This is a genomic window from Trujillonella humicola, assembly GCF_046233715.1.
Classification (GTDB): Bacteria; Actinomycetota; Actinomycetes; order Mycobacteriales; family Geodermatophilaceae; genus Trujillonella; species Trujillonella humicola.
Window position 1 is genome coordinate 1 of sequence record NZ_JBJNRJ010000005.1, and the last position, 20935, is coordinate 20935.

Below are 20935 nucleotides of genomic sequence, written 5' to 3' on the forward strand. Positions count from 1 at the left end.
CGGCGTGGTTGAGCAGCCGCTGCGTCGCATCCGGCGTCCGGTCACCGGCCTGCTCGGCCAGCGTCCACCCATTCTTGCGCTCCAAGCCCGACAGCAGCCCCTGCAGATACCGCCCGGCCTGCGCCCGCGGCTGCGGACGGGCGAACCGCGGCCCGATCCGCCAGGACACCTCCTCCAGCCCCGCCGCCCATCCCTGCACCTCGGCCATGCAGACATCGTCGGACATCCGCCGACCGTCGTCCGCGTCTCCGCCTCACTCCGGTAGACACGCCGCAGCGATCCGCGGCCGTGCAGCTGTAGTACTAGGCGTCCGCCGCCGCGGCCGCCGGAGGGCGGGTGTACCGCGTGACCGACGTGTTCCACGGCCGCGCCGCGGGCCGCCGGCCGCTGTTCGCGCAGCTCACCTGGCTCAACGGGGACGGCGACCCCGTGCGGGCCGACGCCGCCGAGCACGGTGGCCGCGACCGCATCTGGCCCGCCGTCCGGGACATCGACGGGATCGTCGAGGTGCTGGCCCTGCGCAGCGCCGACCACCGCGTCGTCGTCGTCGGCATGGCCACCGGACGCGAGACGCACCAGGCCGTCCAGCGGACGATCGCCGCGACGCCGCTCCTGCCCGACGAGGACCCGGCGCTGCTGACCGGCGCCGACCGCATCGACCTGGTGCGCGTCGTGTCGGCCGATCTGCCGACGGCGGTCGCGTCGTGACCGCCGACGTGCGGGTCCCGGTCGTGGCGGCCGGCACCTGGGTCGCCTCGGACTGCCGCACCCGCGCCGCCTTCACCGTCCGCGGCCTCACCGGACCGGTCACCGGCACCCTCGCGCTCAGCCACGGCGAGGTCGAGGTCGACGCCGCCGGCACCCCGCGGCACGCGCGCGCCGAGCTGGACCTGCGCACCGTGGACACCGGCATCACCCGGCGCGACGCCGACCTGCGCAAGCCGTCCCTGCTCGACGCCGACCGCCGCCCGGCGATGACCTGGTCGGCCGACCGCTTCACCCGCGGAGCGGACGGGTCCTGGACCGCCGACGGCGTGCTCGCCCTGCGCGGCACTTCGACGCCGCTGGCCGTGCGGGCGGTTCCCGAGCTGCGCGACGGCCGGCTGCTGCTGCGCGCCACCGCCACGGTGGACCGCCGATCGGTGGGCATCCGCGCGCCCCGCCTGGTGATCGGCACGGAGGTCCGCATCGTGGTCGAGGCCGAGCTGGCGCCGGCCCGGACCGGCTGACCCCGGCCGCACCCGCCGTGCGTCGTCGTCCCGAGCCCGGGGGAGCGCCCGGCGGCGCCGGACGTGGCCGCCGCCACGACGGACCGGGGCATCCCCGCGGTGCTGCCGCTGTTGAGCAGACGTGAGCATCCAGCACGCCCCGCACACCCCCGTCCGCACCGCCGTGTCCGCCGCGGCCCGGCCGCTCCGGTGCCTCCGGCACCGGGTCTGGATGGCCGCCTGCCAGGACTGCCGCGACGCGCACCGCGACCGCTCGACCCGAGCGCCGCGATCGTCCGCGTCAGCCGCGTGACCGACGGCCCGACCCACGTCCCCCCGCGCCTCCGGGTGCGGGGGGACGTCGCGTCTGCGGGCCCTGGCCCGTCGCCGGCCGGGGCGCGGGACAATGGCGGCATGAGCGAGCAGACCGAGCAGAAGAGCATCGGCAAGCGGGCCAACGAGCTCAACGCCCAGATCCGCTACACGATGTGGTCGGTGTTTCGGCTGACCAGCACGGTCGACGACGAGCAGCGGGCCGCGATGGCCGACGAGGTCCAGGGGCTGTTCGACGAGCTCGCCGGCAAGGACGTCGTCGTCCGCGGCACCTACGACGTCGCCGGCTTCCGGGCCGACGCCGACCTCATGGTCTGGTGGCACGCACCCGGCGCCGAGGCCCTGCAGGAGGCCTACACCCGGCTGCGCCGCACCGCCCTGGGGCGGCAGCTCGAGCCGGTCTGGTCGCAGTTCGCCCTGCACCGCCCGGCGGAGTTCAACCGCTCGCACATCCCGGCGTTCCTCGCCGACGAGGAGCCGCGCCGGTTCGTCTGCGTCTACCCCTTCGTCCGGTCCTACGAGTGGTACCTGCTGCCCGACGAGGAGCGGCGGGACATGCTCAAGGAGCACGGCATGCAGGCCCGGCCCTACCCGGACGTGCGGGCCAACACCGTGGCCTCGTTCGCGCTCGGCGACTACGAGTGGATGCTGGCCTTCGAGTGCGACGAGCTGCACCGCATCGTCGACCTGATGCGCGACCTGCGGGCCAGCCGCGCCCGGCGGCACGTGCGCGAGGAGGTGCCGTTCTACACCGGCGTCCGCAAGTCGGTCGCCGAGCTGGTCACCGACCTCGCGTGAGTGGAGTGCGGGAGTTCAGGAAATCTGCACTCGCGCACTCCCCTCAGGCCGGGCGCAGGCGGATCGAGACGCTGTTGATGCAGTAGCGGTCGCCGGTCGGGGTCTGCGGGGCGTCGTCGAAGACGTGCCCGAGGTGGCTGTGGCAGCTGCCGCAGAGGATCTCGGTGCGCAGCATCCCGTGGCTGCGGTCCTCCCGGAGGACGACGTTGTCGGCGGCCGACGGCTCGTAGAACGACGGCCACCCGCAGTGGCTGTCGAACTTCGTCTCCGAGGTGAACAGGTCCGCGCCGCAGGCCCGGCAGGTGTAGACGCCGACGGTCTTCGTGTCGACGTACTCGCCGGTCCACGGCCGCTCGGTGCCGGCCTGGCGCAGCACCGCGTACTCCTCGGGGGAGAGCTGCGCGCGCCACTCGGCGTCGCTCCTGGTGACCTTCGGCTGCTGCTCCGCGGACGTCGACATGCCCCCACGGTACGGCGGCGGCGCCAGCCGCAGCGGCCCTCCGATCACCGCCCGAGCCCGGCCTCCCGGGCCCGCACGATGGCCTGCGCCCGGTCGGTGACCTGCAGCTTGGTGAGCACGTTGGACACGTTGTTGCGCACCGTCTTGGGCGACAGGTACAGCGCCGCGGCGATCTGCGCGTTGGACCGGCCGGCGGCCACCAGGTCCAGGACCTCCCGCTCGCGGGCGGTCAGCTGCGGGAAGGCTGCGTCGGGACCGCTCGGGCGGCCGGCGAAGAACTCGGCGATCCGCCGGGCGAGCGCCGCGCCGAACACCGCGCCACCGGCCGCGACGGTGGTGATGGCCCGTACGACCTCCTCCTGGTCGGCGCCCTTGAGCAGGTACCCGCGGGCACCGGCGCGGACGGCGGCGAACACCGTGCCGTCGTCCTCGCTCATGGTGAGGACGACGACGCCGACCGAGGGGCTCTCCGCGGTGATCCGCCGGGTGGCCTCGATCCCGTCGAGCACCGGCATCTGCACGTCCATGACGACGACGTCGGGCTGCTCGTCGAGGGCCAGCTCGACCGCGCTCGCCCCGTCGGCGGCGGTGCCCACGACGGCGAGCCCCGGCACCGAGCCCAGCAGCACGGCCAGCCCGTCGCGGTAGACGGGGTGGTCGTCGACCACCATCACCCGCAGCGGCTCCTCCGCTTCGCTCACCCTGGCTCCCCTCCTCCCGCGGGCGCGGCCCGCATCCCTCCCTCGACGGGCAGCTCCGCCCGCACCACGGTCCCGCCCTCCGGCGGGCAGGTCACCGAGCAGCGGCCGCCCAGCTCGGCGGCGCGCTCGCGCAGCGACACCAGCCCCACCCCGGCCGGGGCCGCCGGGTCGATGCCGACGCCGTCGTCGGCCACGGTCACCACCAGCCGGCCGGCTGCGTCGCGCTCCAGCGACACCCGCACCGCGGTGGCGCGGGCGTGCCGGGCGACGTTGGCCAGCGCCTCCGACGCGATCCGGTAGGCGGCCACCTCCACCGCGGCGGGCAGCCCGTCGGCGTCGGGCCCGGCGGTCACCGTGGTGGCGACGGTGGCGGGCAGCAGCCGCTCGGCCTGCTGGCGCACCGCTCCGGCCAGCCCGAGGTCGTCCAGCGCGGGCGGGCGCAGGTCGTGCACCAGCCGGCGGACGTCGGCCAGCGCCCCGGCCACCTCGTCGCGGGCCTGCCGCAGCACGGCGTCGGCGTCGTCGGGGCGGGTGCCGGCCAGGTTGCGGGCGGTGTCGATGCGCAGCACGACCGCGCCCAGCGCCGGGCCGAGCCCGTCGTGCAGGTCGCGGCGCAGCCGTCGACGCTCCTCCTCGCGCGCGGCGACCAGCTGCTCGCGGCTGGTCTGCAGCGCGCCGGCGAGCGCGCTGGCCCGCGCCGCGGCGGCGGCCTGCCGGACGACGTCGGCGAGTAGCCGCTCGTCACGGGCGACCAGCGAGGCGCGGACGCCGTCGCGGGGGAGCAGCAGCCGGCCGACCTCCTCGCCGCGGTAGGCGATCGGCAGCGTCTGCACCGCCGCCGGACGCCGGCCGGACTCGGCCAGCAACCGCTCGCCGGAGGCGGAGTCGACCTCGACGCCCACGTAGGGGGACCGGAACGCCTCGGCGACGGCGGCGGTGACGGCCGTCAGCTGCGCCTCGGGGCCCTCGGAGCGCTCGAGCCGCTCGGCGAGCCCCGACACCACCCGGTAGGGGTCCTCCCGCTCGCCGAGCACCCAGCGGCGGACGACCCGCCACAGCGGAGCGCGCAGCGGCACGTACAGGCCGGCCACCAGGAGCAGGGTGAGCAGCGTGGCGTCGCGCTCCCCGATCCGGCCGTCGACGACCGTCCCGATGCCGGCGAGGACCGCCAGGTCGATCAGCACCACGCCGACGGCCAGGCCGCCGTAGACCAGGGTGCCGCCGAGGAGCCGGTCGATGTCGACCAGCCGCGGCCGCAGGATCCCGACGGCCACGGCGGACCCGGTCAGGGTGACGGCGACGGACAGGCTCGCGGAGCTGAGGTCGCCGGGTGCCAGCAGGGTCGCGAGCATGACGAGCGCATCGGCGACGCCGGCCCACAGCAGCCAGCGCATCCGACCGCGGTCCTCCCCGACCGCCCGGCGGTAGCGGCCGACCACGATCGCGAGCGGGACGACCACACCGAGCAGCGCCGCGGGGAAGGCGATGCGCAGCAGCGGTAGCACGACCGCCTCGGGCAGCGGCAGGCTGGTGGGGTCGAGGTCGAGCGACCGGTAGATCTCGGGGACCTGCGTCCCGGCCCGGGCGTCGGCGATCTCCGAGGGCACGACCATGAGCAGGGTGGGCAGCAGCGCCGTGGACGCCAGGCTCGCCAGCGCCACCGGCCGCCACCGTCCCGCGGGGAGCCGGCCGTCCGGGTAGAGCAGCAGGAGCAGGGGGAGCCCGAGCAGCAGCCAGGCACCGAACCGCTGCACCAGCCAGAACGCGAGGCTGGACCCCGGCAGCGGCGGGTCGCTCTGCAGGGCGTAGGTCAGGTACGACTGCGCGGCGCCGTCGACCGCCCACAGGAGCCCCGTCGTGCCGACGACCCAGGACACCGCGTTGCGTGGCCGGCGGCGCAGCAGCAGGGCGGCCGGGACGAGCAGGCCGAGCCCCGGCAGCCCGAACACCCAGCCCGGCGTCGTGTCGGCGGCCGCCCGCGCCGCGGCGGGGGTGACGACGTCGAGGACGACCGCCGTCAGGCCCGCGGCCAGGGTGAGGCAGAGGAGGGCCCAGGCCGTCGCGCGGACCCAGCCGCGGACCTCCTCGGGGTCGGGGCGCGCCGGCGCGGGAGGGCCCTCCGGCACCGTCGCATCGAGCCCCGCCACGGGGGCAGCCACCTGCACGCGCAGGATCCTCGCCCGTCGCCGTCCCGCCCGTCACGAGGCAGGTGTCCCGTGTCGCCCGGGACGGCGACGAGGACCGGATCGAGGGCGGCCGGCCCTGGGTGCCCGGGACGGCGCCCCGCGACGGTTCTCCCAGGCGGTGCACCGGGCACCGCGACCACGACTCCGGGAGACGCCATGTCCCTCACCACCACCCCCGCCGCCGCCCGCACCGACGGGGCTCCCCGCGCCGCCGGTGCCCCGCCCCGCCCGCCGGCGTCCACCCGGTCGGTCCGCCGGGCCGGTGCCGCCGTCGCCGCCGGGTCCGCCATCTGGGCCGGGGGGATCCTCGCCTTCGGGCTGGACCCGCAGGACGGTTGGCAGGGGCTGACCTACAACCTGACCTCGTTCCTCTTCCAGGTCGGCCTCGTGGCCCTGGTGTCGGTGCAGTTGCGCACCGGCGCGATCGGCACGGGCCGGCTGGCCCGGTTCCTCCTGCACGCCGAGCACGTGCTGCTGGGCCTGGCGATGGTGTCGACCCTCCTCTACGCCTTCTTCCCGGAGCACCGCGAGGAGGGCTGGTTCCTCGCACTGGACGCCTTCTGGCCGCTGTCGATGATCGGCATGTTCGCCATCGGCATCCGCATCGCCGTCGCCGGCCGCTGGACCGGTGCAGCCCGCTGGTGGCCGCTGGGCGCCGAGAGCTGGGCGCCGATCAACATCCCGATCGCCGGCGCCCTGCCGGCGCTGTCGCCCTACGTCGCCGCCGGTCACCTCCTCGTCGGGTACGCGGCGCTCGGCGTGGTCCTGGCGCTGCGGCCCGAGCTGACCGGGGCGCGCGACTGAACGAGGACCCCGCCGCCCCCGCGTCCCGACCGGACGCGGGGGCGGCGGCATGCGCGCTGGCAAGCTGACGTCATGACCGCCCCCGACGGCCCGCTGCCCGACGTCTGGTTCACCCGAGACCTGCCGGTGCTGCGGGCCATCGCCCGGCTGGTCGACGAGCCGAAGCACGGGGGCGCGCCGTACCTGCTGGGGGCGGTCGTGCCGGCCAGCGGCCTGCCGAAGGCGGACGTGGTCGCCGCCGCGAGGGCGCTGGCGGCGACGGGCTACATCGAGGCGCTCACCAACCACGCCGGCGACATCGTGCGGATCACCGGCATCTCCGGCGAGGCGCGGCGGCTCGCCGGGCTCTGGCCGACGCCGCAGGGCGAGTGGGAGCGGCTGCTGGAGCAGCTCGCCGTCCGGGCGGCGAACGCACCGACCGACGTGGAGCGGCAGCGCTGGCAGACCCTCGCCGACGCGGCGGCGGCGGTCGGGGAGGACGCCGGGGCGCTGCTCATGCAGGCGCTCGTCGGCGGGTACGTGCCCCGCGCCCGCTGAGCCGGGCGGTCAGGCGCGATCGGCGACCGCGGCGCCGTCGTGCTCGTGCCGGGCGCAGTGCGCGCAGCAGTAGAAGTGGCCGTCGACGACGACGCCGTGGCCGATCACCTTGCACCCGCAGTGCTCGCACACCGGGGCCATGCGGTGGATCGCGCACTCGAAGCTGTCGAAGACGTGCCGGACGCCGGCGGCGACCACCTCGAAGCTCATGTCGTAGTCGTTGCCGCAGACCTCGCAGACCGCCATGGTCCCTCCTCGCCGCGCCGCGTCGACCTCCCGTCCCTTCCCCGCACCGGGACCGATCACACCGCTCCCGGGAACGACAGCGCCCCGCCCGGCGGAGCCGGACGGGGCGCTGCGAGCTGATCGGGGAGGATCAGAGGGGGGTGACGTTCGCCGCCTGCGGGCCCTTCTGGCCCTGCTCGATGTCGAACGCGATCCGCTGGCCCTCGTCGAGCGAGCGGTACCCGCTGGTCTGGATGGCCGAGTAGTGGACGAAGACGTCCGGTCCGCCACCGTCGGGGGTGGCGAAGCCGAACCCCTTCTCAGCGTTGAACCACTTCACTGTTCCTTCGGGCATTGCTCGCTCCTAGCTGCGGTGGTGCACCGGGGTCCTGCCATAGCGCAGGGCCTTCCCGACGAATCAGACCCTAGCGGGTGATCGCCCCGCTGAGGAGCGGGGGAGCGCGCCCGTCGCGCGGTCCTTGCGCCGATCCTGCGGAATCCGGGCGGGTGCCGTGCGGCGCCGGGCTCAGTGTCGTCCCTGCCGGAGGAGCCGGCCACGGACACGCAGGGAGCCCCGTCATGAGCACCACCGCCCCGTACCGCCTGGTCGACGTCGACGACCTGGAGGACGGCGACCTCGCCGCCCGCATCGCCGAGATCGGCATGCCGCCCGTCGTGGCCCCGCGCCGGCTGCCCGCCCCACCCGCGGCCCGCCAGGCCGAGGTCGACGCCGTGGTCACCGCCTGGACCGTCGTCCGGGACCGGCGCACCGCGGTGCACGCCCACGGGCTCGGCGCCTCCGCCGCGGCGCTCCTGGCCTGACCCGGGCGGCGTCCCCGGCGGGCCGCCGCCCGCGGCACGCGCCCGATACCGTTCCGCGACGGCGCACACGGCGCACACGGCGCACCGGCGGGCGGGAGGGGTCGCATGGCGGGGACCGGCCGGTCCGGCACGTCCCCGCGCCGCGCCGGGCTCCTGGTCGCCGCGCTCGTCGCCGTCGTCGCGGCCGCGCTGGCCTGGCTGGCCGCCGAGGTCGACGACCGAGCCCACCAGGAGCTGCTGCAGAAGGAGGTCGAGCAGGCCGGCGCCCTGCTGACGACGCAGGTCGCCGTCCTGGAGACCCAGATGGCCGACGCCGGCCGGGTCGCCGCCGCCACGGGCGGCCAGTCCGGCCCCTTCGAGAGCATCGCCGCCCGTGCGGTGGAGCGGAACCGCGGGCTGTCGCTGTCCCTGTGGCGGGCCGGCCCCGACGGCGCCGAGCTGCTGGCCCAGCAGGGCGGGGCGCCGGTGCTGTCCGGGCCGGGTGCCGACACGTCGTTCGTGGAGGGAGTCCCGGCCGACGGGCGGCTGACGGTCGCCGGTGTCGTCACCGACGGCGAGTCCGAGGCTTTCGGCTACGGGCTGCGGCTCGCCGACGACGACGCGGGGCTGGTCGTCTACGCCGAGACCCGGGTGGCCGCGGACCGGCGGCTGCCCGAGTCGGAGGGCGGCCCGTTCAGCGGTCTCGACTTCGCGATATACCTCGGGACCGCCCCCGATGGCGACCAGTTGATCGGTGCGACCGAGCCGGTGCCGGACGGCGACGACACCGCCATGGTCACCGTGCCCTTCGGCGACGGGGCGCTGACCTTGGTGGGCGCCTCGCCCGAGCCGCTCACGGGCACCCTGTCGTCGGCGCTGTGGGCGATCGTGCTCGGGGTGGGCGTCGCGCTGGCCGCCGGAAGCGGTCTGGTGGTGTCCGCGCTCGCGGGCCGGCGGGCCGTCGCCGAGCGGCTGGCCGCGGACAACCGGCGGCTGTACGAGGAGCAGCGCGGGATCGCCGGGACCCTCCAGCACGCGCTGCTGCCCGACGTGCCCCGGTTGGACGGCGTCGAGGTCGCCGCCCGCTACGTCGCCGGTGCGGAGGAGCTCGACGTCGGCGGCGACTGGTTCGACGTGGTCGACCGCGGGCCCGGCTGCTGCGTGTTCGTGGTCGGCGACATCACCGGGCACGGGCTGCCGGCGGCCACCACCATGGCCGAGCTGCGCTTCGCCGTCCGCGCCTACCTCGCGCAGGGCGACGACGTCGAGGTGGTGGCCGCCAAGCTGCGCGGCCTGCTCGACGTCGCCACCGGGCACCGGTTCGCGACCGTGCTCCTGGGCGAGCTGGACACCCGTGCCCGACGCGTGCGGCTGGTCCGGGCCGGCCACTTCCCGCCGCTGCTGGCCGCCGGCCGGACGGTCGCCTGGCTGGAGGGCCCGGTCGACCCGCCGATCGGGGTGGACGTGCGCGCCCCGTCGGTGGCCCAGAGCTTCGACCTGCCCGCCCGGGGGACCCTGCTGGCGTTCACCGACGGGCTGGTGGAGCGCCGCGGCGAGGACCTCGACGAGGGACTGGCTCGGCTGCACGCGGCCGCCGCCGTGGTCGACGACCAGCCGCTGGAGGCGGCACTCGACGAGGTGATGGCCGCCCTGGGCAGCGACCGCGCCCGGGACGACACCGTGCTGCTGGGCCTGCGCTGGACGGCCGGCGGGGGAGCGACGGGGCAGGGCTAGGTTGCCGGCGTGCCCGACCTCTTCGCGCCGCTGCCCCTCGCCCACGGCCGCCCGATGCCCAACCGGCTGGCCCTCGCCCCGCTGACCAACCGGCAGAGCCACGCCGACGGGACACTGTCCGAGGCCGAGCGCCGCTGGCTGGTGCGCCGCGCGCGCGGCGGGTTCGGGCTGACCATGACCTGCGCGTCGCACGTGCAGCCGAACGGCCGGGGCTGGGGTGGGCAGCTGGCGGTCCACTCCGACGCCCACCTCGACGGGCTCATCCGGCTGGCCGCCGACCTGCGCGCGACCGGCACGCTCGCCGTCGTCCAGCTGCACCACGCCGGCGCCCGGGCCGAGCGTGCGGAGGTCGCCGACCCGGTCGCCCCCTCCGACCTCGACGGCGCCCGCGCGCTGACCACCGGCGAGGTCGAGCAGCTGCGGGAGGACTTCGTGGCCGCCGCCGTCCGCGCCGAGCGCGCCGGCTTCGACGGCGTCGAGGTCCACGGCGCGCACGGCTACGTGCTCACCCAGTTCCTGTCGGCGGAGACCAACCGGCGCACCGACGCCTACGGCGGCGCCCTGGAGAACAGGGCCCGCCTGCTGCTGGAGGTGCTCGACGGTGTGCGGGCCGTGTGCGGACCGGAGTTCCAGCTGGGCCTGCGGCTGTCGGTCGAGCGGTTCGGGCTGCGCACGCTGGAGATGCGTGACCTGGTGACCGAGCTGTACCGGCGGGGCGGGCTGGACTACCTGGACCTGTCGCTGTGGGACGTCACCAAGGACCCGGTGGACGAGGAGGCGCAGGGCCGGCCGCTGCTCGACCTGTTCGCCGAGCTGCCGCGCGGGGAGGTGCGGCTCGGCGTCGCCGGGAAGGTCCGGACGCCGGCCGACGCCGTCGACGTGCTCGAGCGCGGCGCCGACTTCGCCTTCGTCGGGCGGGCCGCCCTCGCGAACGCCGGCTGGCCCTCGCTGGCCCGGGACCCGGACTGGGAGCCGGTGCCGCTGCCGGTCGGCCCCGACCACCTGGCCGCCGAGGACGTCTCCCCGGTCTTCGTCGACTACCTGCGGACCGACTTCCGCGGCATCGTGGCGCCCTAGCCGGCGGACCGGCTCCACGAGCGAGGAGAGGACGACGATGAGCGAGGCGGCGCAGCAGGGGACGGCCCGGGCGAACATCGGGGTGGTGGGCCTGGCGGTGATGGGGGCGAACCTGGCCCGCAACCTCGCCGGCCGCGAGGGCAACACGGTGGCGGTGTGGAACCGCTCGCCGGCGCGCACCCAGGCGCTGGTCGACCAGTTCCCGGAGACCGGCTTCGTCGCCGCCGACACCGTCGACGACTTCGTGGCGGCGCTCGCCCGGCCGCGGACGGCGATCGTGATGGTGCAGGCCGGGCCCGGCACCGACGCGGTGATCGAGCAGCTGGCGGCGCGGTTCGAGCCCGGCGACATCATCGTGGACGGCGGCAACGCCGACTTCCACGACACCATCCGCCGCGAGCGGGCGCTGCGCGAGCGCGGCCTGGAGTTCGTCGGCGCGGGCATCTCCGGCGGGGAGGAGGGGGCGCTGCGCGGGCCCTCGATCATGCCCGGCGGGTCGGCGGAGGCCTACGCGACGCTGGGACCGATCCTGGCCTCGATCGCGGCGGTGGCCGAGGGGCGGCCGTGCGTGACCCACGTGGGCACCGACGGCGCCGGGCACTTCGTCAAGATGGTGCACAACGGCATCGAGTACGCCGACATGCAGCTGATCGCCGAGTCCTACGACCTGCTGCGCCGGGTCGGCGGGCTGGACGTGCCGGCGATCGCCGAGGTCTTCGCCGAGTGGAACACCGGCGACCTGGAGTCCTACCTGATCGAGATCACCGCGCAGGTGCTGCGGCAGACCGACGCCCGGACCGGCCGGCCCCTCGTCGACGTCATCGTCGACGAGGCCGGCTCCAAGGGGACCGGGGTGTGGACGGTGCAGAACGCGGTCGGCCTCGGGGTGCCGGTGTCGGGGATCGGCGAGGCGGTGTTCGCGCGGGCGGTGTCGAGCAAGCCCGCCCAGCGGGCCGCGGTGCGGGCCACCGTCTCGCGGCGGCCGGCGGCGGCCGCCGTCGACGACCGGTTCGCCGACGACGTCCGCGCGGCGCTGTACTCCTCCAAGGTCGTGGCCTACGCCCAGGGCTTCGACATCCTCGTGGCCGGCGCGCGCCAGTACGGCTGGGACATCGACCTGGGGGAGGTCGCCGCCATCTGGCGCGGCGGGTGCATCATCCGCGCCCGCTTCCTGAACCGGATCGTGGAGGCCTACCGGCGCGACCCGGACCTGCCGACGCTGCTGGCCGACGCCTACTTCGCCGACGCCGTCGCCGCCGGGGAGGACGCCTGGCGGCGGATCGTGTCGACCGCGGCGCTGTCGGGTGTGCCGGCGCCGGGCTTCTCCTCCGCCCTGGCCTACCACGACGCGCTGGCCTCCGAGCGGCTGCCCGCCGCGCTGATCCAGGGCCAGCGGGACTTCTTCGGCGCGCACACCTACCGCCGGACCGACGCCGAGGGGGTCTTCCACACGCTCTGGTCCGGCGACCGCAGCGAGATCGAGACCGTCCCCTCCAGCCACTGACCGTCGCGGAGGAGTTCTGCGGGCGTAACGCCCGCAGAACTCCTCTGCACCCCTCCGCGACCGGTGACGGCGGTCACCGCGGGAACCAGGAGGGCGGCCCGGACGACCAATGCCACAGCAGCGCACGGGTCCGGCAGCGGGCCGCACCCGGCGGTCGACGAAGGAGCTGCTCGTGCCCGTCCGTCCCCTGCGCGTCCTGACCGCCGCCGCGGTCGCCACGGCCGCGCTCCTCATGACCGGCGTCGGCACCGCCGCGGCGCACGTGCGGGTGTCGTCGGCCGACGCGACCCCCGGCGGCTTCGGCGAGCTGACCTTCCGGGTGCCGAACGAGAGCGACACCGCCTCGACGGTCTCCCTGCGCGTCTCGGTCCCGGCCGACACGCCCCTGGCCTTCGTCAGCGTCAAGCCGGTGCCCGGCTGGACGGTGGCCACCACCACCGGGCCGATCGACCCGCCGGTCGAGGTGCACGGCACCGAGGTCACCGAGGCCGTCACCGAGATCACCTGGACCGCCGATCCGGGTGGCGGCATCCGCCCGGGCGAGTACCAGACCTTCTCGATCAGCGCCGGTCCGCTGCCGGAGGTCGACTCGATCACCTTCCCGGCGATCCAGACCTACGACGACGGGATGGAGCAGGCCTGGATCGAGCCGACCGTCGACGGGCAGGAGGAGCCGGACAGCCCCGCTCCGGTCCTCGACCTCACCGCGGGGGGCGCCGGCTCGCAGGGCGGCACCGATGCGCACGGGGGCGACTCCGACTCCCCGTCGGTGTCGGAGGCCTCCTCGGGGACCGACGCCGCCGGCGACTCCGACGGCTCGGGGCTGGCCGTCACCGCGCTGGTCGTCGGGATCGCCGGCCTGGTCGCGGGCCTGGCCGGGCTGGCGCTGGGGCTGGCGGCACGCCGGCGCAGCTGACCCGGGCGGGCGCACCGCGCCGGCGGCGCGGTGCGCCCGCCGCGGTGCGCCCGCCGCGTCAGGCCCAGCAGCCGAGCTTCGCGGGGTTCATGACGATCCACACGTCGGTGGCCCGGTCGCCGTCGGTGCCGAGCGAGAGCAGCGCCCGCGGCCGCTCGCCGGCCCGCACCAGGTAGGCGAGGCCGTCCCCGGTGCGCACCTCCTCGACCCGGCCGTCGGGGTCCTTGGCGAGGACGCCGAGGAGGAACCGGGCCACCCGGTCGGCGCCGCGCACCGGGTGCCGGGCGGCGCTGACCACGCCGCCGCCGTCGGAGCGCAGCGTGACGTCGGGGTCCAGCACCGCGACCAGGGCGGTCAGGTCGCCTCCGGCGCAGGCCGCGGCGAAGGCGCGGGTGACGGCGTCGTGCCGGCTGCGGCCCGCCGGCCGCGGCCGGGCGGCGGCGACCCGGCGGCGCGCGGCCACGGCCAGCTGCCGGCAGGCGGCGGGGGAGCGGCCGACCGCCGCGGCCACCTCGTCGAAGGGGACGGCGAAGACGTCGTGCAGGACGAGCACCACCCGTTCGGCCGGGGGCAGGGAGTCCAGCACCACCAGCAGCGCCAGCCCGACCGACTCCGACAGCGCGGCCCGCTCGGCCGGGTCGGCCGCGGGGTCGCGCGGCGCGGCGAAGTCGGCCGGCACGGGCTCGGGCAGCCACTCGCCGACGTAGCGTTCCCGCCGGGCGCGGGCGGAGCCGAGGACGTCGAGGCAGACCCGCCCGACCACGCGGGTGAGCCACGCGCGCGGGACGGCGACCTCCGCGCGGTCGGCCTCGGGAAGCCGGTACCAGCGGGCGAGGGTCTCCTGGACGGCGTCCTCGGCGTCGGCGACGGAGCCGAGCATCCGGTAGGCGACACCGAGGAGGTGCCGGCGGTCCGCGGCGAGCTGGTCGGGGACGGCCTCGGTCACCGGCGCAGCCTCGCAGACGCGACCCGGGAGTGAACCCGGTCACCTTCCCTCACACCGGAGTCGGCCGCGTCGTCACCAGGGCATGACACTCCTCGCCCGCACTCCCGTCCCCTGCCCGCCTGCCGCCTCCACCGGTGGCGCGCGGTGAGGCTCGTCGTCGCCGGTGCCACCGGCGCGGTCGGCGCCCACCTGACCGAGCGCGCCCGGGCCGCCGGGCACGACGTCGTCCCGCTGTCCCGGTCGGGGGGACAGGACGTGTCGACCGGCGCCGGGCTGCCCGAGGCGCTGCGTGGCGCCGACGTCGTGGTCGACGTGACCAGCGTGACGACGACGTCCACCCGCACCGCGGTCGGCTTCTTCACCCGCGCCACCGAGAACCTGCTCGCCGCCGGACGGGACGCCGGGGTCGGGCACCACGTCGTCCTGTCGATCGTGGGCATCGACGGGGAGACCAGCGGCTACTACGCCGGCAAGGTGGCGCAGGAGCGGCTGCTGGCCGACGGACCGCTGCCGTGGACGCTGCTGCGCGCCACCCAGTTCCACGAGTTCGCGGGGCAGATCGCCGCACGTACCGCCGTCGGGCCGCTCGTCGTCGTGCCGGCGATGCGCACCGCGACGGTCGCCGCCGAGGAGGTGGCCGCCGCGCTGCTCGGGCTGGCCGAGGGGCCGCCGCGGGGCCGGGTGCCCGACCTGGGCGGCCCGGAGGAGGCCGAGCTCGCCGATCTCGTCCGGCGCCGGCTCGCCGCCGCGGGGCGGCGCGGCCGGGTCCTGCGCGTGCCGCTGCCCGGGCGGGCCGGACGGCGGATGCGCGACGGTGCCCTGCTCCCCGGCCCGGGCGCCGACCGGGGTCGGCTGACCTTCGACGCCTGGCTGGCCGCAGCCGCGGTCACCTGAGGTGGGTGATCAGGCGCACCTGCGCGCCGCTCCGGTCCCGGATGACGTCGACGTGGTCGCACAGCTGCCGGGCCAGCCACAGCCCCATGCCACCGCGTGACAGGTCCTCGCCGTGCGCGGGGCCGTAGCCGGCGAAGGGATCGGCCACGCCCTCGCCGGAGTCGGCGATCCGGCAGACCAGCCGGTCGGCCGAGGCCCACAGCCGCAGGTCGACCGGCGGGCGGCCGTGCCGCACGGCGTTGGAGGTCATCTCGTCGACGGCCAGCAGGAAATCCTCGACGGCGTCCCGCGGGCCGGGGGTGCGCGCCAGCTCGGCGGCGACGCTGTGCCGCAGCCGGATGAAGTCGGTCACCGCCCGGGCCTGCAGCAGCGGCTCGGTCTCCTCCAGCGGCTCGCGGGCCACGGGCAGGGCGCGCACGTACGCGGCCGGGTCGACGAAGTCGGGGTTGCCGGCCCGGCCGCCGGGGCCGGCGAGGCCGCCGTGGGTCCGGAGGGCCGCGTCGAGCACCGGGTCGGGCAGCCGCTGGGTGTCGAACACGCACAGGCCCCACAGCGGCCACGCCGCCAGGGCGTGGTTGACGACCGCCTCGTAGCGCTGCCACTCGATGCGGTCCTGCTCGCTGCTGCCGAAGTCGACCTCGCCGATCACCCGTACCCGGGTCACCCCGCCCGTCGCGTGCCGCTCGCCCAGCTCGCGGAACGCCGTGATCGCCGCGGGGGTGCGGGCGCGGTAGACGTCGCGCCGGTCGAGCACGAGCAGCCGGTCGTCGTCGACGGCGTCCCGGATGACCCCGGCGGCCCAGGCGCCGGTGGCCACGACGACGGCGTCGCCGGCGGCCAACCCCTCGGCCGCGAAGCGGCCGGCGGCCGCGGCCAGCCGGCCGGCGTCGTCGAAGAGCAGCGCGTCGTGGTGGAAGCCGCCGGCCGCGGGCGGGAGGCGCTCCGCCAGCGACACCGCGCCCCCCTGCCGTCCGAGACCGTGCGGCCCGCCCGGGACGTGGCGCGACCGTGGGGACGCACAGGGGAGGGCCATCCGAAACGGTACCCGTCCGTGCGCCACCGCGTCGGAGGCGGGAGGCGGTCAGCCGGGGGTCACGCGGTGCCGCCCACCGGTGCGGCGGCGTGCGCCGGAGCCATCCGGCGGGCGCGCGCGATGAGCCGGCGGCAGCGCAGCTCCAGGACGACGACGGCGACGCCGAACAGCCGGAACTGCCGGTTCGTGGTCTGCCCGGCCAGGTAGCGGGCGTAGACCTGCTGGGCGATGACGGCGACCCGGAACAGCCCGAAGACCTCGTACCAGGCCCACTCCGCGCGGGTCACCCGCTGCCCGGTCCGGGCGCAGTAGCGGGCGACGACCTGCTCGCGGGTCAGCATCCCGGGCAGGTGGGTGGGCTGGCGCCGGAACGCCTGCAGCAGCCGGCCGTCGTCGGCCTGGATCCAGTACCCGAGGGAGCCGGCGAGGTCCATCAGCGGGTCGCCGACGGTGGCCAGCTCCCAGTCGAGCAGGCCGACCGGGCGGGTGGGGTCGGCCGGGTCGAGGACGACGTTGTCGAACCGGAAGTCGTTGTGCACCAGCGTGTGCCGCCGGTCGGCGGGCTGGTGGTCGGCCAGCCAGCGCATCACCGGCCCGAAGGTGCCGACGTTCCACGTCCGCGCCCGGCGGTAGCGGTCGCTCCAGTTCTCGACCTGGCGGCGCACGTAGCCCGGCCCCCGGCCCAGGTCGGCCAGTCCGGCCGCCTCGACGTCGACCGCGTGCAGGTCGGCCAGCAGGTCGACCACGTTGCGGCACAGCGCGGCGACCTGCTCGCGGTCCAGCCGGACCCCGGGCGGGAGCTCCCTGCGCGGGATGGGCCCGGCGATCCGCCGCATGACGGAGAACGGTGTGCCGACGACGGTGGTGTCCTCGCACAGCGCCACGGTCCGCGGCACGGAGGGCAGGACCCGGCCCAGCGCGGTCTGGATGCGGTGCTCGCGCGCCACGTCGTGGGCGGAGCCGCGGTGCGTGCCCGTCGGTGGCCGGCGCAGGACCAGGTCGCCGTCCGGGTAGCGCAGCAGGTAGGTCGGGTTGGACACGCCGCCGGAGAACTGGCGGACCTCCGGCACGGCGGACAGGTCCACGCCGGCGCGCTCCGGGTCGGCGTGCGCCGCCAGCCAGGTGGCGACGGCGGGGACGTCGAAGGCGTCCTCCGCGCGGACGTCGCGGGCCCCGGCGGGATCGCCTCCGGGGACGGTCACGTGAGCCGCCGGACGACCGGCAGCGGGAGCACCCGCAGCAGGGCCGCGATCGGCACCCACGGCCAGGCCGGGACGTAGGCCTTCGTCCGACGGGCCTCGATCGCCGCCACCATCGCGCGCACGCCGGTCTCGGTGTCGACCATGAAGCGGGTCGCCTGCTGCACGTGCTCGTTCATCTCCGAGCGGATGTAGCCCGGGTAGACCACCGACACGTCGACGCCGGGGATGCGCTCGGACCGCAGTCCCTCGGCGAGCGCGGCGACGCCGGCCTTGGTCGCGGCGTAGGTGGTCATCGACCGGCGCATGCCGCGCAGCGCCGACACCGAGGAGATCAGCACCAGGTGGCCGTGGCGCTGCCGGCGGAAGACCTCCAGTGCGGCCTCGCACTGGGCCAGCGCGCCGACGAAGTTGGTCATGGCGGTCTCGCGGTTGGCGTCGGCGCGGCCGGTGCCCAGCGGGGCGCCCTTGCCCAGGCCGGCGTTGACCACGACCCGGTCGAGTGTCCCGAACGAGTCGGCGAAGCGCGCGAAGACCGCCGGCACGGCCCCGGCGTCGGTGACGTCGAGGGCGGCGGTCTCGACCCGCCGTCCGGTGCCGGCGCGGATCTCCGCGGCCAGGGCGTCGAGCCGGTCGGTGCGCCGCGCGCAGAGGGCCAGGTCGTGGCCGCCGGCGGCGAACTGGCGGGCCATCTCGGCGCCGAGGCCGGAACTGGCGCCGGTGACGAGGACGACGCTCATGGTGCTCCTGTTCCGTTCGGGCCGGTCGGCGGTACCGGCCGGCGCGAGCGTAGGTGCGCACGCGGGCGCCTGCGGCCTCGGGTAGACAGGGGCCGTCCACCCCCGCCGAGCCGAGGAGTTCCCGTGCGCGCTGTCCAGATCCAGACCCTGGAGGGTCCCGAGGCGCTGCGCGTCGTCGAGGTCGACGAGCCCGCCACCGGCGGGGACCGGGTGGTCGTGGACGTGCACGCGGCCGGCGTCACGTTCCCCGAGGTGCTGCAGAGCCGCGGCGAGTACCAGATCAAGCCGGCGCTGCCGTTCGTGCCGGGCTCCGAGGTCGCCGGCGTCGTCCGGTACGCCCCGGAGGGCGCCGCCGTCCGCGCCGGCGACCGGGTCGCGGCGTTCCCGGGCACCGGCGGCTTCGCCGAGGTGGTCGCCGCCGACCCGCGGATGGTCTTCCCGCTGCCGGAGAACCTGTCCTTCGCGCAGGGGGCGGCGCTGCCCATGAACTACCTGACCGTGCACTTCGGGCTCACCCGCCGCGGCGGGCTGCGCGCGGGGGACAGCGTCCTGGTGCACGGCGCCGCCGGCGGCGTCGGGACGGCGGCCGTGCAGCTGGCCGCGGCCCTCGGCGCGCGGGTGATCGCGGTGACCTCGTCGGAGGAGAAGGCCGCGACCGCCCGGGCCGCCGGCGCGTCGGACGTCGTCCTCGCCGACGGATTCCGCGAGCAGGTCTCGGAGCTGACCGGCGGGAAGGGCGTCGACATCGTCGTCGACCCCGTCGGCGGCGACCGGTTCACCGACTCGCTGCGCGGCCTCGCCGTCGAGGGGCGGCTGCTCGTCATCGGCTTCACGGGCGGGGAGATCCCCACGGTGAAGGTCAACCGGCTGCTGCTCAACAACATCTCGGTCGTCGGCGTCGGCTGGGGCGCCTTCTGGACGCGCGCCGGCGTGGAGTACCTGCAGGAGCAGTGGGCCGACCTGCTGCCGCTGATGGAGGCGGGCCGGCTCGACCCCGTCCTCGGCACCGCGTACCCGCTGGAGGAGGCGGCGCAGGCGCTGCTCGAGCTCGACCGGCGCCGGGCCCGCGGAAAGGTCCTGCTCGCCGTCCGCTGAGCACGGGCCCCGCGGGCCGGGGACGGCGTCCCCCCGGCCGTTCACCTCCGTGCGGTACACCTTCGGCATGCCTGCTGTTCACCCGGGTGCCGAGAAGAGGTACACCGCCGACGACGCCTTCCGGCTCCCGTCGCTGCTGGAGCTGGTCCCGCGCGGGGACGACGGGGCGCCGGCGGGTGCCGGTGGCCCGGTCGCCGAGGGCGAGCCGGTGCACCAGCAGCTCGTGACCACCTGCTTCGACACCGCGGACCTGCGCCTGACCGCCGCCGGCCTCGCGCTGCTGCGGCGCACGGGCGGGGACCACGCCGGCTGGCACCTGGAGGTCCCGGCTGCCGGCGGATCCGACGGCCGGTCCGACGTCCGGTTGCCCCTGGGCCGGGCGTGGCGCACCGTGCCGCAGACGCTGCGGCGGATGGTCCGCGCGCACAGCCGGGGAGAGCTGCTGACCCCGGTCGCCGAGATCACCACCGACCGGGTGCTGCGCCGGCTGGTGGACGCCACGGGGCAGGTCCTCGCCGAGGTGGCCGACGACCGGGTGACGGCCCGCCGCCTGGTCCCGGCCGGGGACGACGACCTCCCCGGCGCCGCCCGGTCCTGGCGGCAGATCGAGGTCGGTTCCGCCGAGGGCGGGGCGGGCCTGCTCGAGGCGGTCGACGCGCGGCTGCGGGAGCAGGGGCTGGCCGAGGCCCGCGGCTCCGCCGCGTTCGCCGGGCTGCTGGTCGACGCGCGGTCCGGGGACGAGCGGAAGGGCAAGGGCAAGGGCAAGGGCAGCGGTGAGGAGAAGGGCAGGGGCGGGCTGACGCCGCGGTCGGCGGCCGGCGACGTCGTCCTGGCGCACCTGCGCGAGCAGGTCGACCAGGTCCGCGCCCAGGACCTGCCGGTACGGCTGGACGCCGCCGACAGCGTGCACCGGATGCGCGTGGCCACCCGGCGGCTGCGCAGCGCGCTGACGACGTACAAGCCGCTGTTCGACGCCGACGTCGTCCGGCCGCTGCGCGGGGAGCTCAAGTGGCTGGCCGCGGAGCTGGGCGCCGCGCGGGACGCCGAGGTCCTGCGCGACCGCGTCGCCGCGACCGTGGACGGTGACGGAGCGGTCGACGCCGCCGCGTCCGGCCAGGCGGTCGAGGAACTGGACGACGTCTACCGGGAGGCGCACGACGAGGTCCTCGCCGCGCTGGACGGCGAGCGGTACCACCAGCTCCTGCGCGACCTCGACGCACTCGTGACGGCTCCGCCGGTCACCCCCCGCGCCCGGCGGCGCGCCGGCAGGGTGCTGCCGCGGCTGGTGGGCCGCAGCTACACCGCCGTCCGCCGGCTCGTCGACGAGGCCGGGGCCCGGCCGGCCGGGCCGGAGCGGGAGGAGCTGCTGCACGACGCGCGCAAGGCCGCCAAGGCGGCCCGCTACGCCGGCGAGTCGGTGTCCGGGGTCTTCGGGGCCGACGCCGCGGCGTTCGCCCGCGCCATGGAGGACGTGCAGGAGGCGCTGGGCGAGCACCAGGACTCGGTGCTGACGCGGGAGCGGCTGCGCTCGCTGGGGCTCTCGGCGACCTCCACCGAGGCGGCGTTCCTCTACGGGCGGTTGCACGCGCTCGAGGAGGCCAAGGCGGAGCGGTCCCGCGACCGCTTCGACGAGGCCTGGCGGGCCGCGGGGCGCAAGCGGCTGCACCGCTGGACGCGCTGACCCGACGGCGCGGGAGCTCCGGCCGCTCGCCATCCCGGCGCTCCGCGGAGCGGGAGGTGGACA

The 20935-nt window shown here is 76.6% G+C and carries 22 protein-coding genes and 1 pseudogene; 13 read left to right on the forward strand and 10 right to left on the reverse strand.

Going from position 1 to position 20935, the window contains the following annotated elements; genetic code table 11:
* A pseudogene (locus ACK586_RS04205) lies at positions 1 to 226 on the reverse strand (IS701 family transposase); the annotation flags it as partial.
* 119 nt (positions 227 to 345) lie between these two features.
* Here ACK586_RS04205 and ACK586_RS04210 point away from each other — a divergent pair.
* The 3 genes from ACK586_RS04210 (at position 346) to hemQ (ending at position 2339) form a co-directional block, all read left to right on the forward strand.
* The gene (locus tag ACK586_RS04210) at positions 346 to 708 is read left to right on the forward strand and encodes a hypothetical protein (protein WP_409329198.1); all 363 of its coding nucleotides are present in this window, start codon (positions 346 to 348) and stop codon (positions 706 to 708) included.
* Entirely contained in the window at positions 705 to 1229 is a 525-nt protein-coding gene (locus ACK586_RS04215; RefSeq protein WP_409329199.1) for a YceI family protein, read from the forward strand. The genes ACK586_RS04210 and ACK586_RS04215 overlap by 4 nt, the downstream gene beginning before the upstream one ends.
* 393 nt (positions 1230 to 1622) lie before the next feature.
* Positions 1623 to 2339, forward strand: coding sequence for a hydrogen peroxide-dependent heme synthase (gene hemQ, locus ACK586_RS04220; protein ID WP_409329200.1), 717 nt, complete (start codon positions 1623 to 1625; stop codon positions 2337 to 2339).
* A 43-nt stretch (positions 2340 to 2382) separates the two neighbouring features.
* Here the strand turns inward: hemQ and msrB are convergent, their stop codons facing one another.
* Genes msrB through ACK586_RS04235 form a run of 3 tightly spaced genes read right to left on the reverse strand, consistent with a single transcriptional unit; the run spans position 2383 to position 5665 of the window.
* Positions 2383 to 2799, reverse strand: a complete 417-nt coding sequence (gene msrB / locus ACK586_RS04225) for a peptide-methionine (R)-S-oxide reductase MsrB (protein ID WP_409329201.1) — start codon at positions 2797 to 2799, stop codon at positions 2383 to 2385.
* 44 nt (positions 2800 to 2843) lie between these two features.
* The gene (locus tag ACK586_RS04230; protein WP_409329202.1) at positions 2844 to 3500 is read right to left on the reverse strand and encodes a response regulator transcription factor; all 657 of its coding nucleotides are present in this window, start codon (positions 3498 to 3500) and stop codon (positions 2844 to 2846) included.
* Entirely contained in the window at positions 3497 to 5665 is a 2169-nt protein-coding gene (locus ACK586_RS04235; RefSeq protein ID WP_409329203.1) for a sensor histidine kinase, read from the reverse strand. Before ACK586_RS04235 ends, ACK586_RS04230 begins: the two co-directional genes overlap by 4 nt.
* Positions 5666 to 5842: 177 nt before the next feature.
* Between ACK586_RS04235 and ACK586_RS04240 the strand changes: the two genes are divergently transcribed.
* Together ACK586_RS04240 and ACK586_RS04245 are read left to right on the forward strand one after the other, a co-directional pair.
* Positions 5843 to 6490, forward strand: coding sequence for a hypothetical protein (locus ACK586_RS04240; protein WP_409329204.1), 648 nt, complete (start codon positions 5843 to 5845; stop codon positions 6488 to 6490).
* Positions 6491 to 6562: 72 nt separating this feature from the next.
* On the forward strand, positions 6563 to 7027 hold the full coding sequence (locus ACK586_RS04245) for a hypothetical protein (RefSeq protein ID WP_409329205.1): 465 nt from the start codon (positions 6563 to 6565) through the stop codon (positions 7025 to 7027).
* A gap of 9 nt (positions 7028 to 7036) precedes the next feature.
* Here the strand turns inward: ACK586_RS04245 and ACK586_RS04250 are convergent, their stop codons facing one another.
* Both ACK586_RS04250 and ACK586_RS04255 read right to left on the reverse strand, forming a co-directional pair.
* Complete coding sequence (locus ACK586_RS04250) at positions 7037 to 7273, reverse strand: hypothetical protein (protein ID WP_409329206.1); 237 nt, start codon at positions 7271 to 7273, stop codon at positions 7037 to 7039.
* A 130-nt stretch (positions 7274 to 7403) separates the two neighbouring features.
* Complete coding sequence (locus ACK586_RS04255; protein ID WP_040339721.1) at positions 7404 to 7607, reverse strand: cold-shock protein; 204 nt, start codon at positions 7605 to 7607, stop codon at positions 7404 to 7406.
* Between the two features lie 224 nt (positions 7608 to 7831).
* Here ACK586_RS04255 and ACK586_RS04260 point away from each other — a divergent pair, with 224 nt between their 5' ends.
* The 5 genes from ACK586_RS04260 to ACK586_RS04280 all read left to right on the forward strand — a co-directional run bounded on the left by ACK586_RS04260 (position 7832) and on the right by ACK586_RS04280 (position 13284).
* Positions 7832 to 8074 (forward strand): hypothetical protein, encoded by a 243-nt coding sequence (locus ACK586_RS04260; protein WP_409329207.1) that lies wholly within the window; start codon positions 7832 to 7834, stop codon positions 8072 to 8074.
* 105 nt (positions 8075 to 8179) lie between these two features.
* Entirely contained in the window at positions 8180 to 9787 is a 1608-nt protein-coding gene (locus ACK586_RS04265) for a PP2C family protein-serine/threonine phosphatase (RefSeq protein WP_409329208.1), read from the forward strand.
* A 9-nt stretch (positions 9788 to 9796) separates the two neighbouring features.
* Positions 9797 to 10864 carry an oxidoreductase gene (locus ACK586_RS04270; protein ID WP_409329209.1) on the forward strand — a complete coding sequence of 356 codons (1068 nt, stop codon included), beginning with the start codon at positions 9797 to 9799 and terminating at the stop codon, positions 10862 to 10864.
* 37 nt (positions 10865 to 10901) lie between these two features.
* A complete protein-coding gene (gene gndA, locus ACK586_RS04275) occupies positions 10902 to 12368 on the forward strand; it encodes an NADP-dependent phosphogluconate dehydrogenase (protein ID WP_409329210.1) in 1467 nt (488 codons plus the stop codon).
* Between the two features lie 172 nt (positions 12369 to 12540).
* On the forward strand, positions 12541 to 13284 hold the full coding sequence (locus ACK586_RS04280; RefSeq protein ID WP_409329211.1) for a YcnI family copper-binding membrane protein: 744 nt from the start codon (positions 12541 to 12543) through the stop codon (positions 13282 to 13284).
* Positions 13285 to 13342: 58 nt separating this feature from the next.
* On the opposite strand, the gene sigJ is transcribed toward ACK586_RS04280, so the two are convergent.
* Positions 13343 to 14230, reverse strand: a complete 888-nt coding sequence (gene sigJ / locus ACK586_RS04285; protein ID WP_409329212.1) for an RNA polymerase sigma factor SigJ — start codon at positions 14228 to 14230, stop codon at positions 13343 to 13345.
* Positions 14231 to 14374: 144 nt separating this feature from the next.
* On the opposite strand from sigJ, the gene ACK586_RS04290 reads away from it, so the two are divergent.
* Positions 14375 to 15124 carry an SDR family oxidoreductase gene (locus ACK586_RS04290; RefSeq protein WP_409329213.1) on the forward strand — a complete coding sequence of 250 codons (750 nt, stop codon included), beginning with the start codon at positions 14375 to 14377 and terminating at the stop codon, positions 15122 to 15124.
* Here the strand turns inward: ACK586_RS04290 and ACK586_RS04295 are convergent.
* The 3 genes from ACK586_RS04295 to ACK586_RS04305 all read right to left on the reverse strand — a co-directional run bounded on the left by ACK586_RS04295 (position 15117) and on the right by ACK586_RS04305 (position 18096).
* Positions 15117 to 16079 carry an anti-sigma factor RsbA family regulatory protein gene (locus ACK586_RS04295; protein ID WP_409329214.1) on the reverse strand — a complete coding sequence of 321 codons (963 nt, stop codon included), beginning with the start codon at positions 16077 to 16079 and terminating at the stop codon, positions 15117 to 15119. The two genes, ACK586_RS04290 and ACK586_RS04295, sit on opposite strands and share 8 nt — an antisense overlap.
* A gap of 137 nt (positions 16080 to 16216) precedes the next feature.
* Entirely contained in the window at positions 16217 to 17359 is a 1143-nt protein-coding gene (locus ACK586_RS04300) for a phosphotransferase family protein (RefSeq protein WP_409329215.1), read from the reverse strand.
* Positions 17356 to 18096, reverse strand: coding sequence for an SDR family oxidoreductase (locus tag ACK586_RS04305; protein WP_409329216.1), 741 nt, complete (start codon positions 18094 to 18096; stop codon positions 17356 to 17358). Before ACK586_RS04305 ends, ACK586_RS04300 begins: the two co-directional genes overlap by 4 nt.
* Positions 18097 to 18219: 123 nt before the next feature.
* Here ACK586_RS04305 and ACK586_RS04310 point away from each other — a divergent pair, with 123 nt between their 5' ends.
* Both ACK586_RS04310 and ACK586_RS04315 read left to right on the forward strand, forming a co-directional pair.
* Positions 18220 to 19191 carry an NADPH:quinone oxidoreductase family protein gene (locus tag ACK586_RS04310; protein ID WP_409329217.1) on the forward strand — a complete coding sequence of 324 codons (972 nt, stop codon included), beginning with the start codon at positions 18220 to 18222 and terminating at the stop codon, positions 19189 to 19191.
* Between the two features lie 67 nt (positions 19192 to 19258).
* Positions 19259 to 20872 (forward strand): CYTH and CHAD domain-containing protein, encoded by a 1614-nt coding sequence (locus ACK586_RS04315; protein ID WP_409329218.1) that lies wholly within the window; start codon positions 19259 to 19261, stop codon positions 20870 to 20872.
* Positions 20873 to 20935 lie beyond the last annotated feature (63 nt).

What these genes read in the sequence shown, in the direction of transcription:
- hemQ (WP_409329200.1), top strand. Translation starts at nt 1,623, where the DNA reads ATGAGCGAGCAGACCGAGCAGAAGAGCATCGGCAAGCGGGCCAACGAG.
- msrB (WP_409329201.1), bottom strand. Translation starts at nt 2,799, where the DNA reads ATGTCGACGTCCGCGGAGCAGCAGCCGAAGGTCACCAGGAGCGACGCC.
- ACK586_RS04240 (WP_409329204.1), top strand. Translation starts at nt 5,843, where the DNA reads ATGTCCCTCACCACCACCCCCGCCGCCGCCCGCACCGACGGGGCTCCC.
- ACK586_RS04245 (WP_409329205.1), top strand. Translation starts at nt 6,563, where the DNA reads ATGACCGCCCCCGACGGCCCGCTGCCCGACGTCTGGTTCACCCGAGAC.
- ACK586_RS04250 (WP_409329206.1), bottom strand. Translation starts at nt 7,273, where the DNA reads ATGGCGGTCTGCGAGGTCTGCGGCAACGACTACGACATGAGCTTCGAG.
- ACK586_RS04255 (WP_040339721.1), bottom strand. Translation starts at nt 7,607, where the DNA reads ATGCCCGAAGGAACAGTGAAGTGGTTCAACGCTGAGAAGGGGTTCGGC.
- ACK586_RS04260 (WP_409329207.1), top strand. Translation starts at nt 7,832, where the DNA reads ATGAGCACCACCGCCCCGTACCGCCTGGTCGACGTCGACGACCTGGAG.
- ACK586_RS04265 (WP_409329208.1), top strand. Translation starts at nt 8,180, where the DNA reads ATGGCGGGGACCGGCCGGTCCGGCACGTCCCCGCGCCGCGCCGGGCTC.
- gndA (WP_409329210.1), top strand. Translation starts at nt 10,902, where the DNA reads ATGAGCGAGGCGGCGCAGCAGGGGACGGCCCGGGCGAACATCGGGGTG.
- ACK586_RS04305 (WP_409329216.1), bottom strand. Translation starts at nt 18,096, where the DNA reads ATGAGCGTCGTCCTCGTCACCGGCGCCAGTTCCGGCCTCGGCGCCGAG.
- ACK586_RS04315 (WP_409329218.1), top strand. Translation starts at nt 19,259, where the DNA reads ATGCCTGCTGTTCACCCGGGTGCCGAGAAGAGGTACACCGCCGACGAC.